This window comes from Streptomyces sp. CNS606, from assembly GCF_000426325.1.
Genome location: NZ_AUFD01000006.1, coordinates 102,815 through 118,508, shown reverse-complemented (window position 1 = coordinate 118,508; position 15,694 = coordinate 102,815). Strand labels below are relative to the sequence as shown.

The window sequence follows — 15,694 nt, the reverse complement described above, 5'->3', positions numbered from 1 at the left end:
CATCCGACTGGCAGGGGCGACTTGCAGCTGCGGCGTTCTGCCTCGTTCCGGTGCTGCTCCTCATGGAGATGGTGATGCTGTACTGGACGTACGCACCGGACCCGGCAGGCGGAACAGGTTGCACAGGACTGGGCCTCCTTTGAGAGCAGGAAGCGTCCTGCACCTGTGCATTCGAAAGGGTCGGCTTGGGCGTTCGGCCACGCTCTGGGAGAGGCGACGTCGGGGAGTTCCATCGTGACGGCAGAAGAGCGGTCCGCGGTACCCAAGCCCGGGCCGCTGCGCCGCGAGCGCTGGTTCCAGTCTCGCCGTTCCGCCTACTCCTGGGAGCAGGACGGGCTCGACCACTCCACCCGACTCGACGCCCTTGCTGAGGACGCGGGTCCCAAGGCGGTTCTCTTTCTTCACAACGCCGGCCTGCTCGCCCGTTACTACGACGGCGGCGGCCATGATCTCCTCGTCGGCGCACAGCAGGCCGCTCGCCGCCCAACCCAGGCCCCGCACGGCCTGTGGCTGCTGTGCCCCATGGAGGACCCGAAGCAGACACCGACCCTGGACGGCCGCACCGTCGGAGTCGTCGACCGCGCCACCGAGTGGGTGCTGCTCGACTCCCTGTTCCTGAAGGAGGTGCGCGAGGAGCGAAGTTCTGAGGGGACGTCAGTAACCTCGTCGGTTGCGGACTAGCATGCACGTGTGGGAACGACATCACCCGAGGATCACTACGCGGGCGCAGCGCGACGACACCATGACGACGCGACGTACCTGCAGGCCGGCGGCCGATTACCGAATGCGGATCATCTTTTCGGCTTTGCTGTGGAGCGCGCGCTGAAGAGTCTCCTCTTGAGGTATCTGGGCGCATCGTTGGCGCCCGAGAAGCCTGGAGGTAAGCCACCCCTCAGACCGTGGATGCCCGGGCTCGACGGCAAGCCGCAGAGGTTCGGGCACCTGCCGGCTCTCTGGTCCGATGTAGGGATGCTGCTGCACGGGAGGTCCGGGAGCGCACTGGGCGGCTTGCTTCACGGCGCCGAACCTTTTCGGACGTGGGACGTGGGTGACCGCTACTTGGACGGTTCCTCCGTCACGTCGAGGGACGTCACCGCACGGCGCGCAGTGGCTCATCGCATCCTTGTCCTCCACCAACAGGCAACCACTGCCGGAGTACTCACGTGACGCCACCTCTCTCCCCCGTACGGTTCGACGACGCCCCGCCCATCGCTCGGTCGATCGCCCGTGAGGCGGCCGGCGGCGGGCTGGACGTTCTGCTCGTTCGTGACATCCTCGGCCGGTTCGCGCTGGCGGTCGACGATCGGGGCAAACATGTGCAGCCGCAGGAAGTCGACAGGCTGCAGGGGCGGATGAGTGAGGAGCTGGGCCTCTACGCGGCGCCGACGGCCGTGGTCTCGGCGTCGACCCTGTTTGTTGCTGACGCTCTCTTCGACTCACCTCGAGCCGTTCGTGATCCCTTGTGGGTGCCGAGCGCGGACCAAGGAATGATTCGCCTGCTCGACAACACCGTGGTCGGGGAAGACTGGGCGCATGTGAGAACGCCGCAGAAACCGCCGTGCGGGCAAGGCACGACGCGCACCGCCTTATACGGCTTCAAAGGCGGCGTGGGCCGGTCGACTGCCACGTTCCTTCTCGCACAGCACCTTGCCGACCGGGGGCGCTGCGTCCTTGTTGTCGACCTCGATCTGGAGTCACCGGGCTCCGGTCCTCTTCTGGTGGCCGAGGATCAGTTCCCGCAGTACGGGCTGGTGGACCACTTGGTGGAAGACGTCCTCGGCAATGCGGACGGGCTGGACCTCGTGGTCAGGTCCTCGCATGTGGAGGTCCGCGGCAACGGCGAACTCTGGGTCGCGCCAGCACGGGGCCGGGGCGGCGACTCTGACCACGGTCCCTACAGCTACGTGGACAAGCTCAACCGCATCTACGCTGACGGGGCAGGGGACGTCACGAAGGGGTTCGCCGATCGGTTGGACGCAGCGGTGGTGGCGTGTGAGAGGGGGGTCGAGGAACGCAGCCGCCGCCCCGACGTGGTCTTGCTCGACAGCAGGGCGGGAATCCACGACATCGCCGCCGTTGCCATCTCCCGGCTGGCGGACCTTGCGCTTCTCTTCGGTTCGGACAACGCTCAGACCTGGACAGGCTACCGGGACCTGTTTTCGGCTTGGCTGGATTCGGGACAGGCCGAGCGCATTCGCGAGAAGCTACGGATGGTTGCTTCCATGGTGCCGGACGCGACGGAAAGACGAGACGGATATCTGGAGTCCTTCCGCGAGAACTCTTGGTCCACCTTCTCCGTTCTGTATGACGACCTCGCATCCGACGACCCGAACGGCTTCAATCCCAGTCCCGAAGACCGCTCGGCGCCCCATGCACCTGTGCCGATCCTGTTCACCTCGGAGCTCGTCGGACTGGACGGCGTCGCCAGCCCTGGCTGGAGCGACTGGACGTTTGTACAGGCCGCGTATCGTACGTTTCTGGAGACCACCACCCGTCTGATCCTCGAAGGATAGTGATGACTGCACCTCTCGGTGTCGAGGACTACCGGGCCCTGCTCAGCATTGCACTGCCGCCGGCGCAGGATGCCGACACGGTCGAGCCGAACCGGAACAATCTGTTCACCCCGGACAGCCATCGATTGGCACTGGACCCGGACACCACGGTCGTGCGTGGTGGACGAGGTGTGGGAAAGACGTTCTGGTTCCGGTCCTTGCTGGATCCCGCCCTGCGAGCCATCGCCGCTGACGAGTACCGCATCGGCAAGCTCAACCGCCTCGAAGTTGCCGCCGGCTATGGAGCAGCTCTCGATCCCGACCGCTACCCGGGCCCCTCGGAACTCCGTCATCTCGTGGACTCGGGCATCGCGCCGTATGAACTGTGGACCACGGTCCTGCTGGTCGCTCTGCAGCAACCCGACCTCATCGGCATCCGGGACTGGAAGGACAAGGTCGCCTGGGTGCGCAAGCATCCCGCAGAGCGTGACCGGACGATCGCCGACGCAGACCGCGCGGGGCGTGCGCAGGAGACCGTTCACCTGATCCTCTTCGACGCACTGGAGCACCTGCACCTGGACAGGCGTCAGGCGGACCGACTGGTTGCCGGCATCTTGCAGGTCGCCCTCGAACTGCGGCTCAGTACCAGAAGCATCCGATGCAAGGTGTTCATTCGTCCAGACATGTTCGACGGGGCCCTGCTCCACTTCCCCGACGCGTCCAAGCTCACTTCGAACGCCGCAAGTCTGAAGTGGACGCCGCCCAATCTGTACGGTCTCTTCTTCCACTACCTCGGAAACGAGGATGCCAGCACGGCCGCGGCGTTCCGCGAGCTGGAGTCCGGATGGCAGGAGTCGGCGGAGGGGCGCTATGTCCCGCCTGCGGCGCTCCTGGGCGATGAGACTCTGCAGGCGGCGATCTTCACCAAGCTCGCCGGCCCGTACATGGGGGCGAACTTCCGGAAAGGCCATACGTACACCTGGCTGCCCAACCACCTCATGGACGGGGCGGAGCAGGTCAGCCCACGCAGCTTCCTGGACGCGCTCTCCAAGGCCGTCGAGGAGACGGTGGCCCAGTATGCCGGCCACGGCTTCCCCATTCATCACGAAGGCATCCGTCGCGGAGTCCAGTCGGCTTCCCGCACTCGTGTCCGCGAGATCAGGGAGGACATGCCGTGGGTGCAGACGGTGATCGAGCCGCTGGCCGGCCAGCAGGTGCCGATCGAGGAAGACACGGTGGTCGAGCTCTGGTCGGAAGCGCGACTCTCGGAGAGGCTCCACCTCCAAGCCGAGCGGGCGGCTACCGAGGAGGAGGAACGCGTGCGTACGGGGCCTCGTGACCCGCACGACTACCCTGTGCTGGTCGAGGAGCTCATCGAGCTGGGTGTGATGCGACGACGCAAGGACGGCCGTATCGACCTGCCTGACGTGTACCGCATCGCCTTCTCCGTCGGGAGAAAGGGCGGCGTCCCGAAGGTCAAGCCGTAGCCGGGGCCAGGATGACGGCACGTACTCGCGAAACTCATGGCCACCGCGCCTGCACCTTGCCTTCACAACAACTCCATATCGAGTCGGTCATCTCCGGTGTGTCAGGACATGGCAGCTGATAGGTAGTGAGTTTCCCAGGGGTGGCTTCGAGTCGGCACCCCGTGCTACCTGCTCGGAGGTACTCCACCCATGCCCGTTCGGCACCAGACCGGGCCCGTCCTCGATGACGCGGCTCAGGACCGGATGAAAGCCGTCCTCGGAGACTGGCGCGACTCCCTGCTGGACATGGGTGGCCGCAACAGGCTGCTGAACTTCCGTCACACCAGGACCGCGACCATCGAAGTCACAACACCCGGCGTGGACGCCGTCCTGACCGGGCTGGCGAAAGGCTGGGACTTCGCGCCGGTTGCGGAAGGGGCGGAGGACGAGGAGGCCACCGAGGCACAGGGAGCCGACCGCCTTCCCGCCCCACGAGCATCCATCTCCGGCCTGGTCACGCAGAAGACGACACAGCCGGCGCTGAACAGGGCCCTCTACCAGCTGCGCCAGAAGTCCGCCCAGATGTTCAACGACTACGGTCTGTGGGTGCTGTGGCTGGGCGTCGGCATGCTCGAATGGCGGGAAGAGGACGCCCACGAGAGCAGCTCCGCCCCGTTACTCCTGGTCCCCGTCGAACTCCGCCGCGAGAGCCGCAGTCACTATCGTCTCCGCCACGCCGAGGGGCAGGAGCGCACACACAACCCCGCCCTCTCGGTGAAGATGGAGCGGCTCGGCGTCGACTGGAGCCCGGTGACGGACAGCGACGTGACCGACATGGGCGCGATCCTCTCCGCCGCACGAGCGGTCGCCGCCGGAGTACGGGACTGGACAATCAACGAACGTGTCGTGCTCGGCCTGTTCGCCTCGCACCGCGAGGCGATGTACCACGACCTGCGGCAGAACGAGCAGCGCATCCTGAACCATCCGCTGGTACGCGCCGTCGCCCTCGGCCCGGACGCCGGCCTGCCGCACGACCTGATCGGCTTCGATCCCCCGGACCTGGACCGCATCGACGACGTTCAGCTCCCGGAGAGGACGCCGCTGGTGCTCGACGCCGACGCCTCACAGCGGCAGTGTATCGCCGCAGCCCTCGACAAACGCTCCTTCGTGATGAGTGGCCCGCCCGGCACCGGCAAGAGCCAGACCATCACCAACATGATCGCGGCGCTGATGCACCAGGGCCGCAGCGTCCTGTTCGTCAGTGAGAAGGCCGCCGCGCTCGACGTCGTACGGAACCGGCTGCGCGGCGTCGGGCTCGACGACTTCGTTCTCGCCCTGCACAGCGGCGACACGAGCAAGAAGGCGGTCGCCACCGAGCTGGCCCGCGTCCTGACCACCGAGGCGCGCGTCACCGGAGCGGCGGAGCACGAGCTGGATCGGGCACGGAAGCTGCGCGAGGAACTCTCCTCCTACGCCGCGGGGAAGAACCACACGCGCGAGCCCCTCGAACGCAGCCTGCACGACGTCCTCGGCCGACTCGTCCAGCTGGAGCGGGCCGACACTCCGCAGCTCCCGCTGCCCGCGGAGGACACCGAGACCGTCCGCACCCTGAGCGCCGGGTCCCTGCAGGCGGTCGTTGAGGCCGCCAAGGCCGTCAGCCGCGCGTGGCGTCCCGCGGCCGAGGGGGAGTCCTTCCCGTGGCGCGGATTGACCGGCACCTCGGCTCAGCCGGTGGTCGCCGAGGCCGCGGACGCCCTCGACGCGCTGCGTACGGTCATCGGCCGCCGCCCCTTCTCCGCCAGTAGCCCCGAGGTGCGCTCGGTACGCGCCCTGCAACAGGAGGTCCGCGCCCTGCGCGCAGCCCTCCCCACCGGCATGACCTCCGCCGAGGCCGGCCCGCCGGGGGACGTCTCCGACACCCTGGCCCAACTCGCCGACACCTTCGGCATGCCCAAGCCGGATGACGCCGAGGCGGCCTTCGCACTGTGCGAGCTCGCCGATCTGACGACGGCCGAGCGCCGCCCGCCGCGCGGCTGGTTCGACGTCGAGGTCCTCCGGCGAGCGCACGAGGCGGCGCAGGAACTGCGTAGCGCCCTCGAAACAGAGACGTCCGCGCGTGCCGCAGCCGAGGACGTCTTCACCGACCGCGTTCCGCACACCGACGACCTGCCCGCGATCGCCGCCCGCTTCACCGACGAGCATCGCGGACTGGTCGCCCGCTTCTCCGCCCAGGCCAAGGACGACCGTGCGGCCGTCGCCGCACTCACCCATCACGGCACCTGGCGCAAGTCGCTCCTCAAGCGCCTGGACCACGCCCTGGCCTGGCACCACGCGGCGGCCGAAGTCGCCCGCCTCGCCGAGAAATACGCGGAACTGCTGGGCGACTACACGCCCCGTCTCGCCGAGGACACCTCCCGCACCGTGAAGGCCCTGGCGACCGCGGACCGCATCGCGGAGCTGACCCGCGGCGCCGAGCGCCGCACCCTGCTCGCCGACCACCTGGCTGACGACGCCGACACCGATCTGCTGCCCGGTCTGCTTGCCGAGAACATCCGCAACTCGCTGAACACCTGGTGCGCCGCCGCCACCGCCCGCGCCGAACGCTGGTCGCGCGCCGCGACGGCGCTGCTCGACCTCTTCGACCCGGCGCGCAAGGCCCAGCTCTCACCCTCCCTGCTCGGCACCCTCGACCAGGCACGCCAGGTGGTCGACACGCTCCGCGCAGACCCGCGCGGGCCGGAGGAGTGGCACGCCTACCGCGACGGCCTCGCCGTCCTGGCCCGCCACCACGCCGCCGGCCTGGTCACCGCCGCCGCCGAACGCGGCATCGACCCGGAGCGACTGCCGGACGTCGTCGAGCAGGCACTGCTCCGCTCCTGGGCCGACGGCATCCTCGCCACCGACCCCCGGCTGCGCATCACCCGATCCGACGATCTCGACGCGCGGGTGGCCGACTTCCGGGAGGCCGACCGCCGTCTCGTCGCCGCTGCGGGCGGCGCGGTGATCGAGGCGTGCAACAAGCGCCGGCCGCGTCGCTTCGTCGGCGGACCTGGCGCGGTGATCAAGCGGGAGGCGGAGAAGAAGACCCGGCACATGCCCGTACGGGATCTCCTGGACCGGACCCGCGAGGTGACCCAGGGGATCAAGCCCTGCTTCATGATGAGCCCCCTCACGGTCAGCCAGTTCCTGCCCGCCGACTTCCACTTCGACGTGGTGATCTTCGACGAGGCCTCGCAGGTCCGTCCGAGCGACGCCGTCAACTGCGTCTACCGGGGGGACACGCTCGTCGTCGCGGGCGACGACAAGCAGTTGCCGCCCACATCGTTCTTCGACTCCTCCGTGGAGGACGAATCCGACGAGTACGCCGAGGAAGTCCCCGACCGCTTCGAATCGCTGCTCCATGCCTGCAAGGCCGGCGCCATGCGGGAACTGGACCTGCGCTGGCACTACCGCAGCCGCCACGAGAACCTCATCACCTTCAGCAATCGCGCGTTCTACCGGAACTCGATGGTGACGTTCCCCGGCGCGCTCGACGAGGGCAACGACGTGGGTGTCGCCTTCCTGAAGGCCGACGGCGTCTACGACCGGGGAGGCCGCCGCGACAACCGGGCGGAGGCGGAGTTCGTCGCCCGGCGGGTGCTGCACCACTTCGACACCCGACCGGGCCGGACGCTCGGCGTCGTCGCACTGTCCCAGGCCCAGGCGTCCGCGATCGACGAGGCCGTGCAGCAGGCCAGGCTCGCGCGCCCCGACCTGGAGCACTGCTTCACCGAGGACCGTCTCGACGGCTTCTTCGTCAAGAACCTGGAGTCGGTGCAGGGCGACGAACGCGACGTGATGATCATGTCCGTCGGCTATGGGCCGAACGAACACGGCAAGCTCGGCCTGAACTTCGGCCCCATCAACAAGTCCGGCGGCTGGCGGCGGCTCAACGTCGCCGTCACCCGCGCCCGCTACCGCATGGAGGTCGTGGCCTCGTTCCACGGCACCAGCCTGTCCGACAGCCCGAACGAGAGCGTCCAGCACCTCAAGCGGTACCTCGAATACGCCGAGAACGGCCCCGACGTGCTCGCCCGTGACGTCGTCCAGGACGACGCGGAGCCCGACAGCCCGTTCGAGGAGTCGGTGCTGGAGGTGCTGCGCGACTGGGGTTACACGGTCCAGCCGCAGGTCGGTGTCGCGGGCTACCGCATCGACCTCGGCCTGCGGCACCCCGAGCGCCCGGGTGCCTACGCGCTCGGCATCGAGTGCGACGGCGCCATGTACCACTCGTCCAGGACCGCCCGTGACCGGGACCGGCTGCGGGAACAGGTGCTGAACGGGCTCGGCTGGCGCTTGTACCGCATCTGGGGCACCGACTGGTACCGGGGGAGGGCAGCGGCCGAACTGCGGCTGCGCGAAGCGGTCGAACAGGCCGTCGCGCAGCGTCCGCTGGAGGCGTCCACACCGGCGGCCCCCGCGCCCGCCCCCGCCTCGGCTGTCGACCACTCGGAGCGAGCAGCCGTCCCGGCAGCGGCAGGTGCCACGCCGGCAGGCGCGACACCTGCCGGCGTCAGCCCGGCGGCCGAGGAGGGCGGGCACGCGGTGACGGTGCCGCTGCCGCGGGAGCCGGCACGGACCGCACCGTCGGTGGCTGTCGAGTACGAGCGGGTCGTGATCGACGCCGAGGCGGACCGCGACTGGAGCGCCACCTACCGGACCTCTCAGGTTGCCGTCTACCCGAGCCACGAGCTGCACACCGAGGAGGCCAGGCCCGCGCTGCGCAGAGTTCTCGGGCAGGTCGCCGAGACGGAGGGCCCGGTCCACCTCGACCTGCTGGTCCAGCGCGCCCGCGAGGCGTGGGGCGTCGGCCGGGCGGGAAGCCGTATCCGCGACAACGTCCGCACCACGGCCACGGCCATGGTCCGCAGTGGGGAGCTGTCGGCGGACGGCGACTTCTACGACATACCGGCCCGTGACACGCTCAAGGCGCGCCGCCCCGACGAGGGCAGCACACCACGCAAGGTCACCCACATCGCACCGGCAGAGCGGTATCTCGCCCTGTGCGAGCTGGCCGCCGAGTGCCCGGGCATGTCGGGGGACGAGCTGATCAAGTCCGCCTGCGAGTTCTTCGGCTGGCGCCGCATGGGCAAGGACATCCGCGAGTGCCTGCAACGCGACATCGGCGACCTGTTCGGCCGGCGCCTGCTTACCGGCGGACCCGGCCGTATCAACGCGGTCCGCTGAGGGCCCTGGACCGCCCAGGCCGGCCACGCTCACGGGGGAGGTGCGCGGCAAGCTGCCGGGTGGACCGCTGGCAGGATGGGGACCCGGCGGGACGAAGTCGACGAGTGAGGGTAGGGCACCGGGGTGGACAAGGCCGCACTGCTGAAGGACCTGCGCAAGCAGGTCACCGCGCCGGAGGACGACCTGCGGGCGCAGACGGACTCGGTGGAGCAGTTCCGGACGGAACTGGAACGGGTCATGTCCCTTGGCGTGGTGTAGGTGATCGGCTGTCGAGGGCTGGCGGGCTTGGTTCTTTGTCCTGATCGATGCGGTCCATGGTTTCGGCGGCGAGGTAGCGGCGGGGGAAGGCGATCCATTCGTCGTGCATCTCGACGAGGACGGCGGTGGCCAGGCGGGTGACGGCCGGGTCGTTCGGGAAGACCTGGACCACGTCCGAGCGGCGCTTGATCCCGCGGTTCAGCCGCTGGAGGGGGTTGGTGGACTGGATCTTCTTCCAGTGCGGGTGGGGGAAGTCCGCGAACGCCGTCAGGTCCGTCTTCGCTTCGCGGAGCATCGCTGTGACCTGTGGGAAACTGGCTGCCACGTAGGTCTACGCGAGGACGTAGCCCCGGCTTCCTGGCAGCAGGGGCTCTCGGGCGGTGGCGGGCGGACGTGCCTGCCGGAAGTCGATGCCCACGCGGTCAAGGGGCTGAAGTTCGGCGAGGCTCTGCCGGAAAGGCTCGCCCAGCGACACTCGCGCTCCGCCTCTCCGACGTGCCCGGGGCAGAGTGCGTGATGAGGGAGCCGACCGAGTTCCTCACCGGTGATACGGCGCGCTCCTCGAGGTAAGAACGCCAGCGGCCGTGTGACATCGGGTGCTGCCGAACGGGCGCGTCCATGTCACAGGGTTGCTGAGTGATCTCGGATCGACGCCTCAGCTCACAGTGCGTTCACGGGTGGTTTCCTCGCTCTTCGGTGCGGGGCCCGGCGGCAGGGCCTGATCCAGGGAGCGGGCAGGCGCATACGGGGGCGGATGTCCGTCCCGTCGTACGCCCCTCGTGCTTCTGCGGAAAGGGCCGTCGGCGGGGTGCCGGGAAATGCGGCGGGAGGCCGTATGGAGATTCTGCGAAGGGCCCCGCGCGGTGGTCTTCGGGGCCCTGTGCGGCACCGGGTGTCAGGTCGCTGCGCCGGGGTCGGCAGGGGGTGTTCCGGGAGGGTCGCGAGGACGTCGGGAAAGGCCCTCTGAGCTGGCCTTTTCCGGCGGGCGCCGACCCCGGCGAGGTGGCACCCACAGAACGTTCGATTCCGTGATCGACGACGGCCTTCCAGGGGCCCAACTCGACTGGCGGAACTGACCCCAGAGATGTCTTGACACGCCCGGAACCGTGACCTCACAGTGGGCGCTACGCACAACGCAATCAGAAGCGTTCAATGCGTATTTCCGCCGAACATTTTTCATGGCGCCGTCATGCGGGCTTGCTTCTGCGTGCCCAGCGGGTGCTATTCGAGCTGCCCATACCACCGCCGAAACAGCCTGCGGGCGCATCGGCGGAAACGGGCTGTGCAATTCCGCACGTGTCGATAAGTGACTGGAAAGGGTGAGTGCCGAAATGACGCAGACCGCCGTCGAGACGCCTTTGCAGGTCCTCGAGCATGAACCCTATCTGCAGGTCACGTGGCGCGACACGGAGACACCCGCCCGCGGCTTCGTGGTCATCGACCAGCTGGTCACCGGGATCGCGACCGGCGGGCTGCGCATGCGGCCCGGCTGCACCCTCCACGAGGTCGGCGAACTCGCCCGCGAGATGACGCTCAAGATGGGCGCCTTCGGCATTCACGTCGGCGGTGCGAAGGGCGGTATCGACTTCGACCCGGCCGACCCGCGCGCGGAGGAGGTCCGGGAACGGTTCCTCCAGGGCGTGCGCCCGCTCCTGGAGCGCTTCTGGGTCACCGCAGGAGACCTCGGCACCCAGCAGGAGCAGCTCGACCAGACCTTCGCGCGGATCGGCATGGGCGACACGTCCTTCCACGCCGCCGTGGTCCGGGCCGAGGACGAGGCCGAGGTCCGCGCCCGCGTCCGGCAGGCGTCGGACACCCGCACCGAGGGGCTGAAGCTGTCCGAGCTGGTCGGCGGCTACGGCGTGGCCGAGGCCGCTCTCGCCGCCCTGGAGGAGCGGCACATCCCGGCCGGCGGAGCGCGGGCCGTGGTGCAGGGCTTCGGCGCCATGGGCGGCTCCACCGCCCTCTACCTGGCCCGGGCCGGCGTGAAGATCGTCGGCATCACCGACGCCCGGGGCATGATCCGCAACGCCGCACGCGGCCTCGACGTCGAGCTTCTGCTGGCCGCGCGGACCTCGTCCGGCCTCATCGACCGGACCGCGCTGCGGGAGGACGACGAGGAGGTCCCCGGCGACGAGTGGCTGAGCCAGGACGTGGACGTGCTGGTGCCGGCGGCCGTGTCGTACACGATCACCGCCGACAACTGCGACCGTGTCCGCGGCAGCCTGATCGTGGAGGCGGCGAACGTGCCGACCACGCCGGAGGCGGAGCAGCGCCTGCTGGAGCGCGGCGTCACCGTGATCCCGGACTTCATCGCCAACACCGGCGCCGCCGCCGGTGCGTGGTGGGTCATCCTCGGCGAGGTCGTGAGCCCCGTCGGCGCGTGCAGCCGCCTGTCCGCGCAGATCCGTCCGCTGGTGGCCGGCCTGATGAGCCGGGCTGCGGCCACCGGCGGCTCGGTGCGGCAGACCGCGGTGCTCTTCGCCCGCGAGAACTCGCAGCGCATGATCCGCGAGAACGGCGGGGCGGTCGCCTTCCGGGATCTCTACACCGCCACCCAGCCGGGCCACGACGTCGCCGCCGCGGAGGTGCCGCCGCTGCCGGGCGAGGTCCCGGACGTCATCCCGGCCGTCGCCGTGGACGTGCTCCCCGAGGCCGTCGTCGTGCCGGACGCGGACACGCCCCCGGTTCCGCTGAACGGCTCCTACCCGGAGGCCGCCGACCTGCTCGACGGTCCGGTCGACACCGGCTTCCAGGCCCCCGACGCCGTGCCCGCCTACTGGCCCGGCGACGCGGGCACCGGAACCCCCTGACCGCACGCGCGCCCCGTCGACGGCACCCGGCACCGCCGGGTGCCGTCGACGTACGGGCACCGGCCGGCGCCCCGCCGCGCGGGCCGCCGGCCGCGCAGGTCACCCCTCGGGGACCCGGAGCTTCGTCCAGCTGACCGTCCCCGGAATGCCGTCCGCGTCGCCCCCGGAGTAGCCGAGCTTCCGCTGCCACGCCGCGTACGACGCGCGGTCCACGTCCGTCCACCGCGGCCCCGGGCCGACCTCGTAGCGGCCGCAGTCCTCCTCGACCAGACGCTCACCCATCCGGGTGATGATCGGGCTGCGCTGCCCGTCGTGGAAGAAATCGGCGCCCGGGAAGGGCTCGAACTCCGGACCCTGCGGCGGACGGCCGAGCCGGGCGGCGATCCGGTCCCGCATGCCGTTCATGGGGAAGCCGCGCGGGTCGACCTTGCCCGGCTGCCACTCCAGGTGCCCGATGACCGACCGCTCGGTCCAGCCGTACGCACGGCACACGGCGGCGGCCGCCTTCTCGATCGCCTCCAGCTGCGCCTCCGGCCACGGGTCCTTCCCGTCGCCCATGTTGATGCACTCGAACCCGTAGAAGCGGGCGTTGCCGTCGGTGTTGGCCTCGTTGTCCCGGGGGAGCGACGCCGACTCGTCGATGACCGCGCGCAGGACGTCGTCGTCCCCCAGCCCGGCGTGGTTCGCGCGGCCGTTGCCGACCAGCCACACCGAGCCGTCCTTGGCGATGACGCCGTGGCACAGCGGGCCAGGCAGCGACGCGTAGCCGTCGTAGCACAGGCGCACCGAACTGTCCGTGCCCCGGGTGACGGTGTGATGGATCATCACCCCGTTGATCGGCCCCCAGGCACCCTTGTGATTGCGGTTGTGGGTCCGCCAGCTGCGGTACTCGTGGACCTCCAGGCCCTCCTCGCGAAGGATTCTGACGAAGCGGGACGCGCTCAGGGGCGTAGCCATGGGTCTGAACTCCCTTCCTCATGGAGCCGTTGAAAGCGGCCCCGACGACCGGCTGTTCCCGTCCCCGGGAAGGTGCGCACGGTCTCCTCCTGGCGTTCTACCCACCCTGCGGCCACATGACTGCGTGTCACACGCGCCGGGTCCGGCGCGGGGGCGTCACCGCTGCGACTGCGTCGCCCGGACGTCAAGAAGGGCTTTCCGGTCAGACTTCCTCCGCGCCCGCCCTCCCCGCATCCAGGGCTTCGGGGCCCGGTTCGCCTCCGTTGCGCTGGCCGGAAACGCCCCCTCGCCCCTGCGGGCCCTTGACCGCGGTCCGGCGGCGGCTAGATTTCCCTCGGTGGTACGGCCGTGAGCGCTGTGTAAGCGCTGTCGGTGGAGACGTCGGGCACGACATTCAACGGGGGCGGCACCATGGAGACGAGTCGGCATGCGGAGCGGTCAGCCGGCTTACTCCTTTCCGCTCGCGACGCGTTGGTCGCGGAATTCGGCGACAGCGAGAAGCTTCCGCGTGCCGCCGTGCATCTCGTCGAATGCGCCATGGCCGTGGTGGAACTGCTGCCCAAGGGCGACGACGTGGAGACGGCCAGGGAGGCGCTGAGTGCGGCCAGAGCCGCCGTGCACACGGCGACCTGCGTCGTGCGCAGCGTGCACGACGACGGCCGGAGGACCCCGTACTGATCCGGCTCTGCCACCGAAGTCTCGCGGGACGAACTCAACGAGGGGATCCAACATGCTCACTGCCGGTGTGAAACTGACGCAGAGTGGCGGCGTCGCGTTATTGGACGGCGACCGTCTGGCGTTCAACATCGAGATCCAGAAGCTGCGGAACGGTGCGCGCTACAGCGATGTCGAGGAACTCCAGGACGTCTCCGCGATACTTTCCGCGGAGGGATACAAGACGGCCGACGTCGACCGCTGGGCGATCGACGGCTGGGACGGCGCCGTCGACGGCCGCGTCTCCCTGCTGAACGCCGGCCGCCCTCTCGAACTGACCGTCGCGCCCTACCGTGAGACCGACGCGGTGCCCAACCCCGCCACCCCCGGATACCACGGCGAGTTCACGCTGGGCGGTGAGGCGCGGAGCTACGCCAGCTACGTGCACGTGGCGAGCCATCTCGCCGCCGCCTACTGCACCAGCCCGTTCGCGCAGCGCGGCGAGCCCACCATGGTCATGGTCTGGGACGGCGGCTGCTTCCCCCGCCTCTACTGCGTCGACGCCGACGGCAGGGTGGAACCCGGCGGCGAGGTCTTCCCCCTGATCGGCCACACCTATGCGATGGCGTCCCAGCACTGGGGACCGTACCGGCGGACGGCGAAGTCGAGTCACGTCGACGACCTCGCGGTGGCCGGCAAGATGATGGCCTACATCGCGCTGGGCACGCCCCGACGGGAGATCCAGGACGTGTTCGCGGAACTCTTCCACGAGCACTTCGAGGCCGACAGCCCGCGCGTCCGCGCCTACCGCGAGAAGATCATCGGATGCGGCAGCACGGGGGAGCCCTCGCACGGCTACGTGCACGCCTTCCTGCGGGACGTGCACGACCGCACCACGGCCCTGGGCGTGTCCGACGAGGACGTGCTCGCCAGCGTGCACGCCTTCCTCGAGGAACTGCTCCTGGAACGCGTGGCCGCCAAGATCCGCGCCTGGAAGGGCGACGAGCCCTGGAACCTGTGCTTCGCCGGCGGCTGCGCCCTGAACATCAAGTGGAACAGCGCGCTGCGCAGCCACCCGGCGATCAAGGCCATGTGGGTGCCGCCCTTCCCCGACGACTCCGGCTCCGCCGTCGGCGCGGCCTGCCTGCGGGCCTCGGCCGACGGCATGCTCGGCCCGGTGCGGTGGGGGACCCTGCTCGGACCGGAACTCGTCCGCACCCCCCACGTGCCGCACGGCTGGACCATCTCGCCCTGCCGTCCCGAGGAGCTCGCCCGGATCCTGCACCGCACCGGAAAGGCGGCCGTGCTGCTGAACGGGCGCGCCGAGCTGGGCCCGCGGGCGCTCGGAGCGCGCAGCATCATCGCCCCGGCGGTGGACCCGGACATGAAGAAGCACCTCAACGACGTGAAGAAGCGGGAGCACTACCGGCCCGTCGCGCCGATCTGCCTCGTCGAGCACGCGCCGGAGATCTTCGACCCGGGCACCCCGGACCCGCACATGCTCTTCGAGCACCGGGTGCGTCCGGACTGGGTGGACCGCATCCCGGCGATCCTGCACCTGGACGGCACCGCCCGGCTGCAGACCGTCAGCCAGGACGACGACCCGAACCTGGCCGCGGTCCTCCGCGAGTACCACAAGTGGAGCGGCATCCCGGTGCTGTGCAACACCAGCGCGAACTACAACGGCAGCAGCTTCTTCCCCGACGCCGCCTCGGCCATGGAATGGGGGCGCCTCGACCTGGTCTGGGCCGAAGGGGTCCTCTACCAGCGCGCGTTCGGCGACACCACGCACTGACGGAACCACTCGGCTGAGGACACAGGACGGGTC

At 69.7% G+C, this 15,694-nt stretch carries 9 protein-coding genes and 1 pseudogene; 8 read left to right on the top strand and 2 right to left on the bottom strand.

Going from position 1 to position 15,694, the window contains the following annotated elements:
- Positions 1-234 precede the first annotated feature (234 nt).
- The 5 genes from K304_RS0102350 (at position 235) to K304_RS33865 (ending at position 9,442) form a co-directional block, all read left to right on the top strand.
- The gene (locus tag K304_RS0102350) at positions 235-681 is read left to right on the top strand and encodes a hypothetical protein (RefSeq protein ID WP_027762427.1); all 447 of its coding nucleotides are present in this window, start codon (positions 235-237) and stop codon (positions 679-681) included.
- Positions 682-1,163: 482 nt separating this feature from the next.
- Complete coding sequence (locus tag K304_RS0102340; RefSeq protein WP_027762425.1) at positions 1,164-2,513, top strand: KGGVGR-motif variant AAA ATPase; 1,350 nt, start codon at positions 1,164-1,166, stop codon at positions 2,511-2,513.
- Between the two features lie 2 nt (positions 2,514-2,515).
- Positions 2,516-3,979, top strand: coding sequence for a hypothetical protein (locus K304_RS0102335; RefSeq protein ID WP_027762424.1), 1,464 nt, complete (start codon positions 2,516-2,518; stop codon positions 3,977-3,979).
- A gap of 189 nt (positions 3,980-4,168) precedes the next feature.
- Positions 4,169-9,184, top strand: coding sequence for a DUF3320 domain-containing protein (locus K304_RS26895; protein ID WP_037789048.1), 5,016 nt, complete (start codon positions 4,169-4,171; stop codon positions 9,182-9,184).
- Between the two features lie 123 nt (positions 9,185-9,307).
- Positions 9,308-9,442 carry a hypothetical protein gene (locus K304_RS33865; RefSeq protein ID WP_486591553.1) on the top strand — a complete coding sequence of 45 codons (135 nt, stop codon included), beginning with the start codon at positions 9,308-9,310 and terminating at the stop codon, positions 9,440-9,442.
- On the opposite strand, the pseudogene K304_RS0102320 reads toward K304_RS33865, so the two are convergent.
- Positions 9,420-9,755, bottom strand: a pseudogene (locus K304_RS0102320) (transposase); the annotation flags it as partial. The gene K304_RS33865 and the pseudogene K304_RS0102320 sit on opposite strands and share 23 nt — an antisense overlap.
- 1,018 nt (positions 9,756-10,773) lie before the next feature.
- Between K304_RS0102320 and K304_RS26890 the strand changes: the two are divergent.
- On the top strand, positions 10,774-12,255 hold the full coding sequence (locus K304_RS26890; RefSeq protein ID WP_051307730.1) for a Glu/Leu/Phe/Val dehydrogenase dimerization domain-containing protein: 1,482 nt from the start codon (positions 10,774-10,776) through the stop codon (positions 12,253-12,255).
- A gap of 99 nt (positions 12,256-12,354) precedes the next feature.
- On the opposite strand, the gene K304_RS0102305 is transcribed toward K304_RS26890, so the two are convergent.
- Complete coding sequence (locus K304_RS0102305) at positions 12,355-13,212, bottom strand: peptidoglycan-binding protein (RefSeq protein ID WP_027762422.1); 858 nt, start codon at positions 13,210-13,212, stop codon at positions 12,355-12,357.
- A gap of 471 nt (positions 13,213-13,683) precedes the next feature.
- Between K304_RS0102305 and K304_RS0102300 the strand changes: the two genes are divergently transcribed.
- The gene (locus tag K304_RS0102300) at positions 13,684-13,890 is read left to right on the top strand and encodes a hypothetical protein (RefSeq protein ID WP_158687288.1); all 207 of its coding nucleotides are present in this window, start codon (positions 13,684-13,686) and stop codon (positions 13,888-13,890) included.
- 52 nt (positions 13,891-13,942) lie between these two features.
- On the top strand, positions 13,943-15,661 hold the full coding sequence (locus K304_RS0102295) for a carbamoyltransferase N-terminal domain-containing protein (RefSeq protein ID WP_027762420.1): 1,719 nt from the start codon (positions 13,943-13,945) through the stop codon (positions 15,659-15,661).
- The last annotated feature ends 33 nt before the right edge of the window (positions 15,662-15,694 follow it).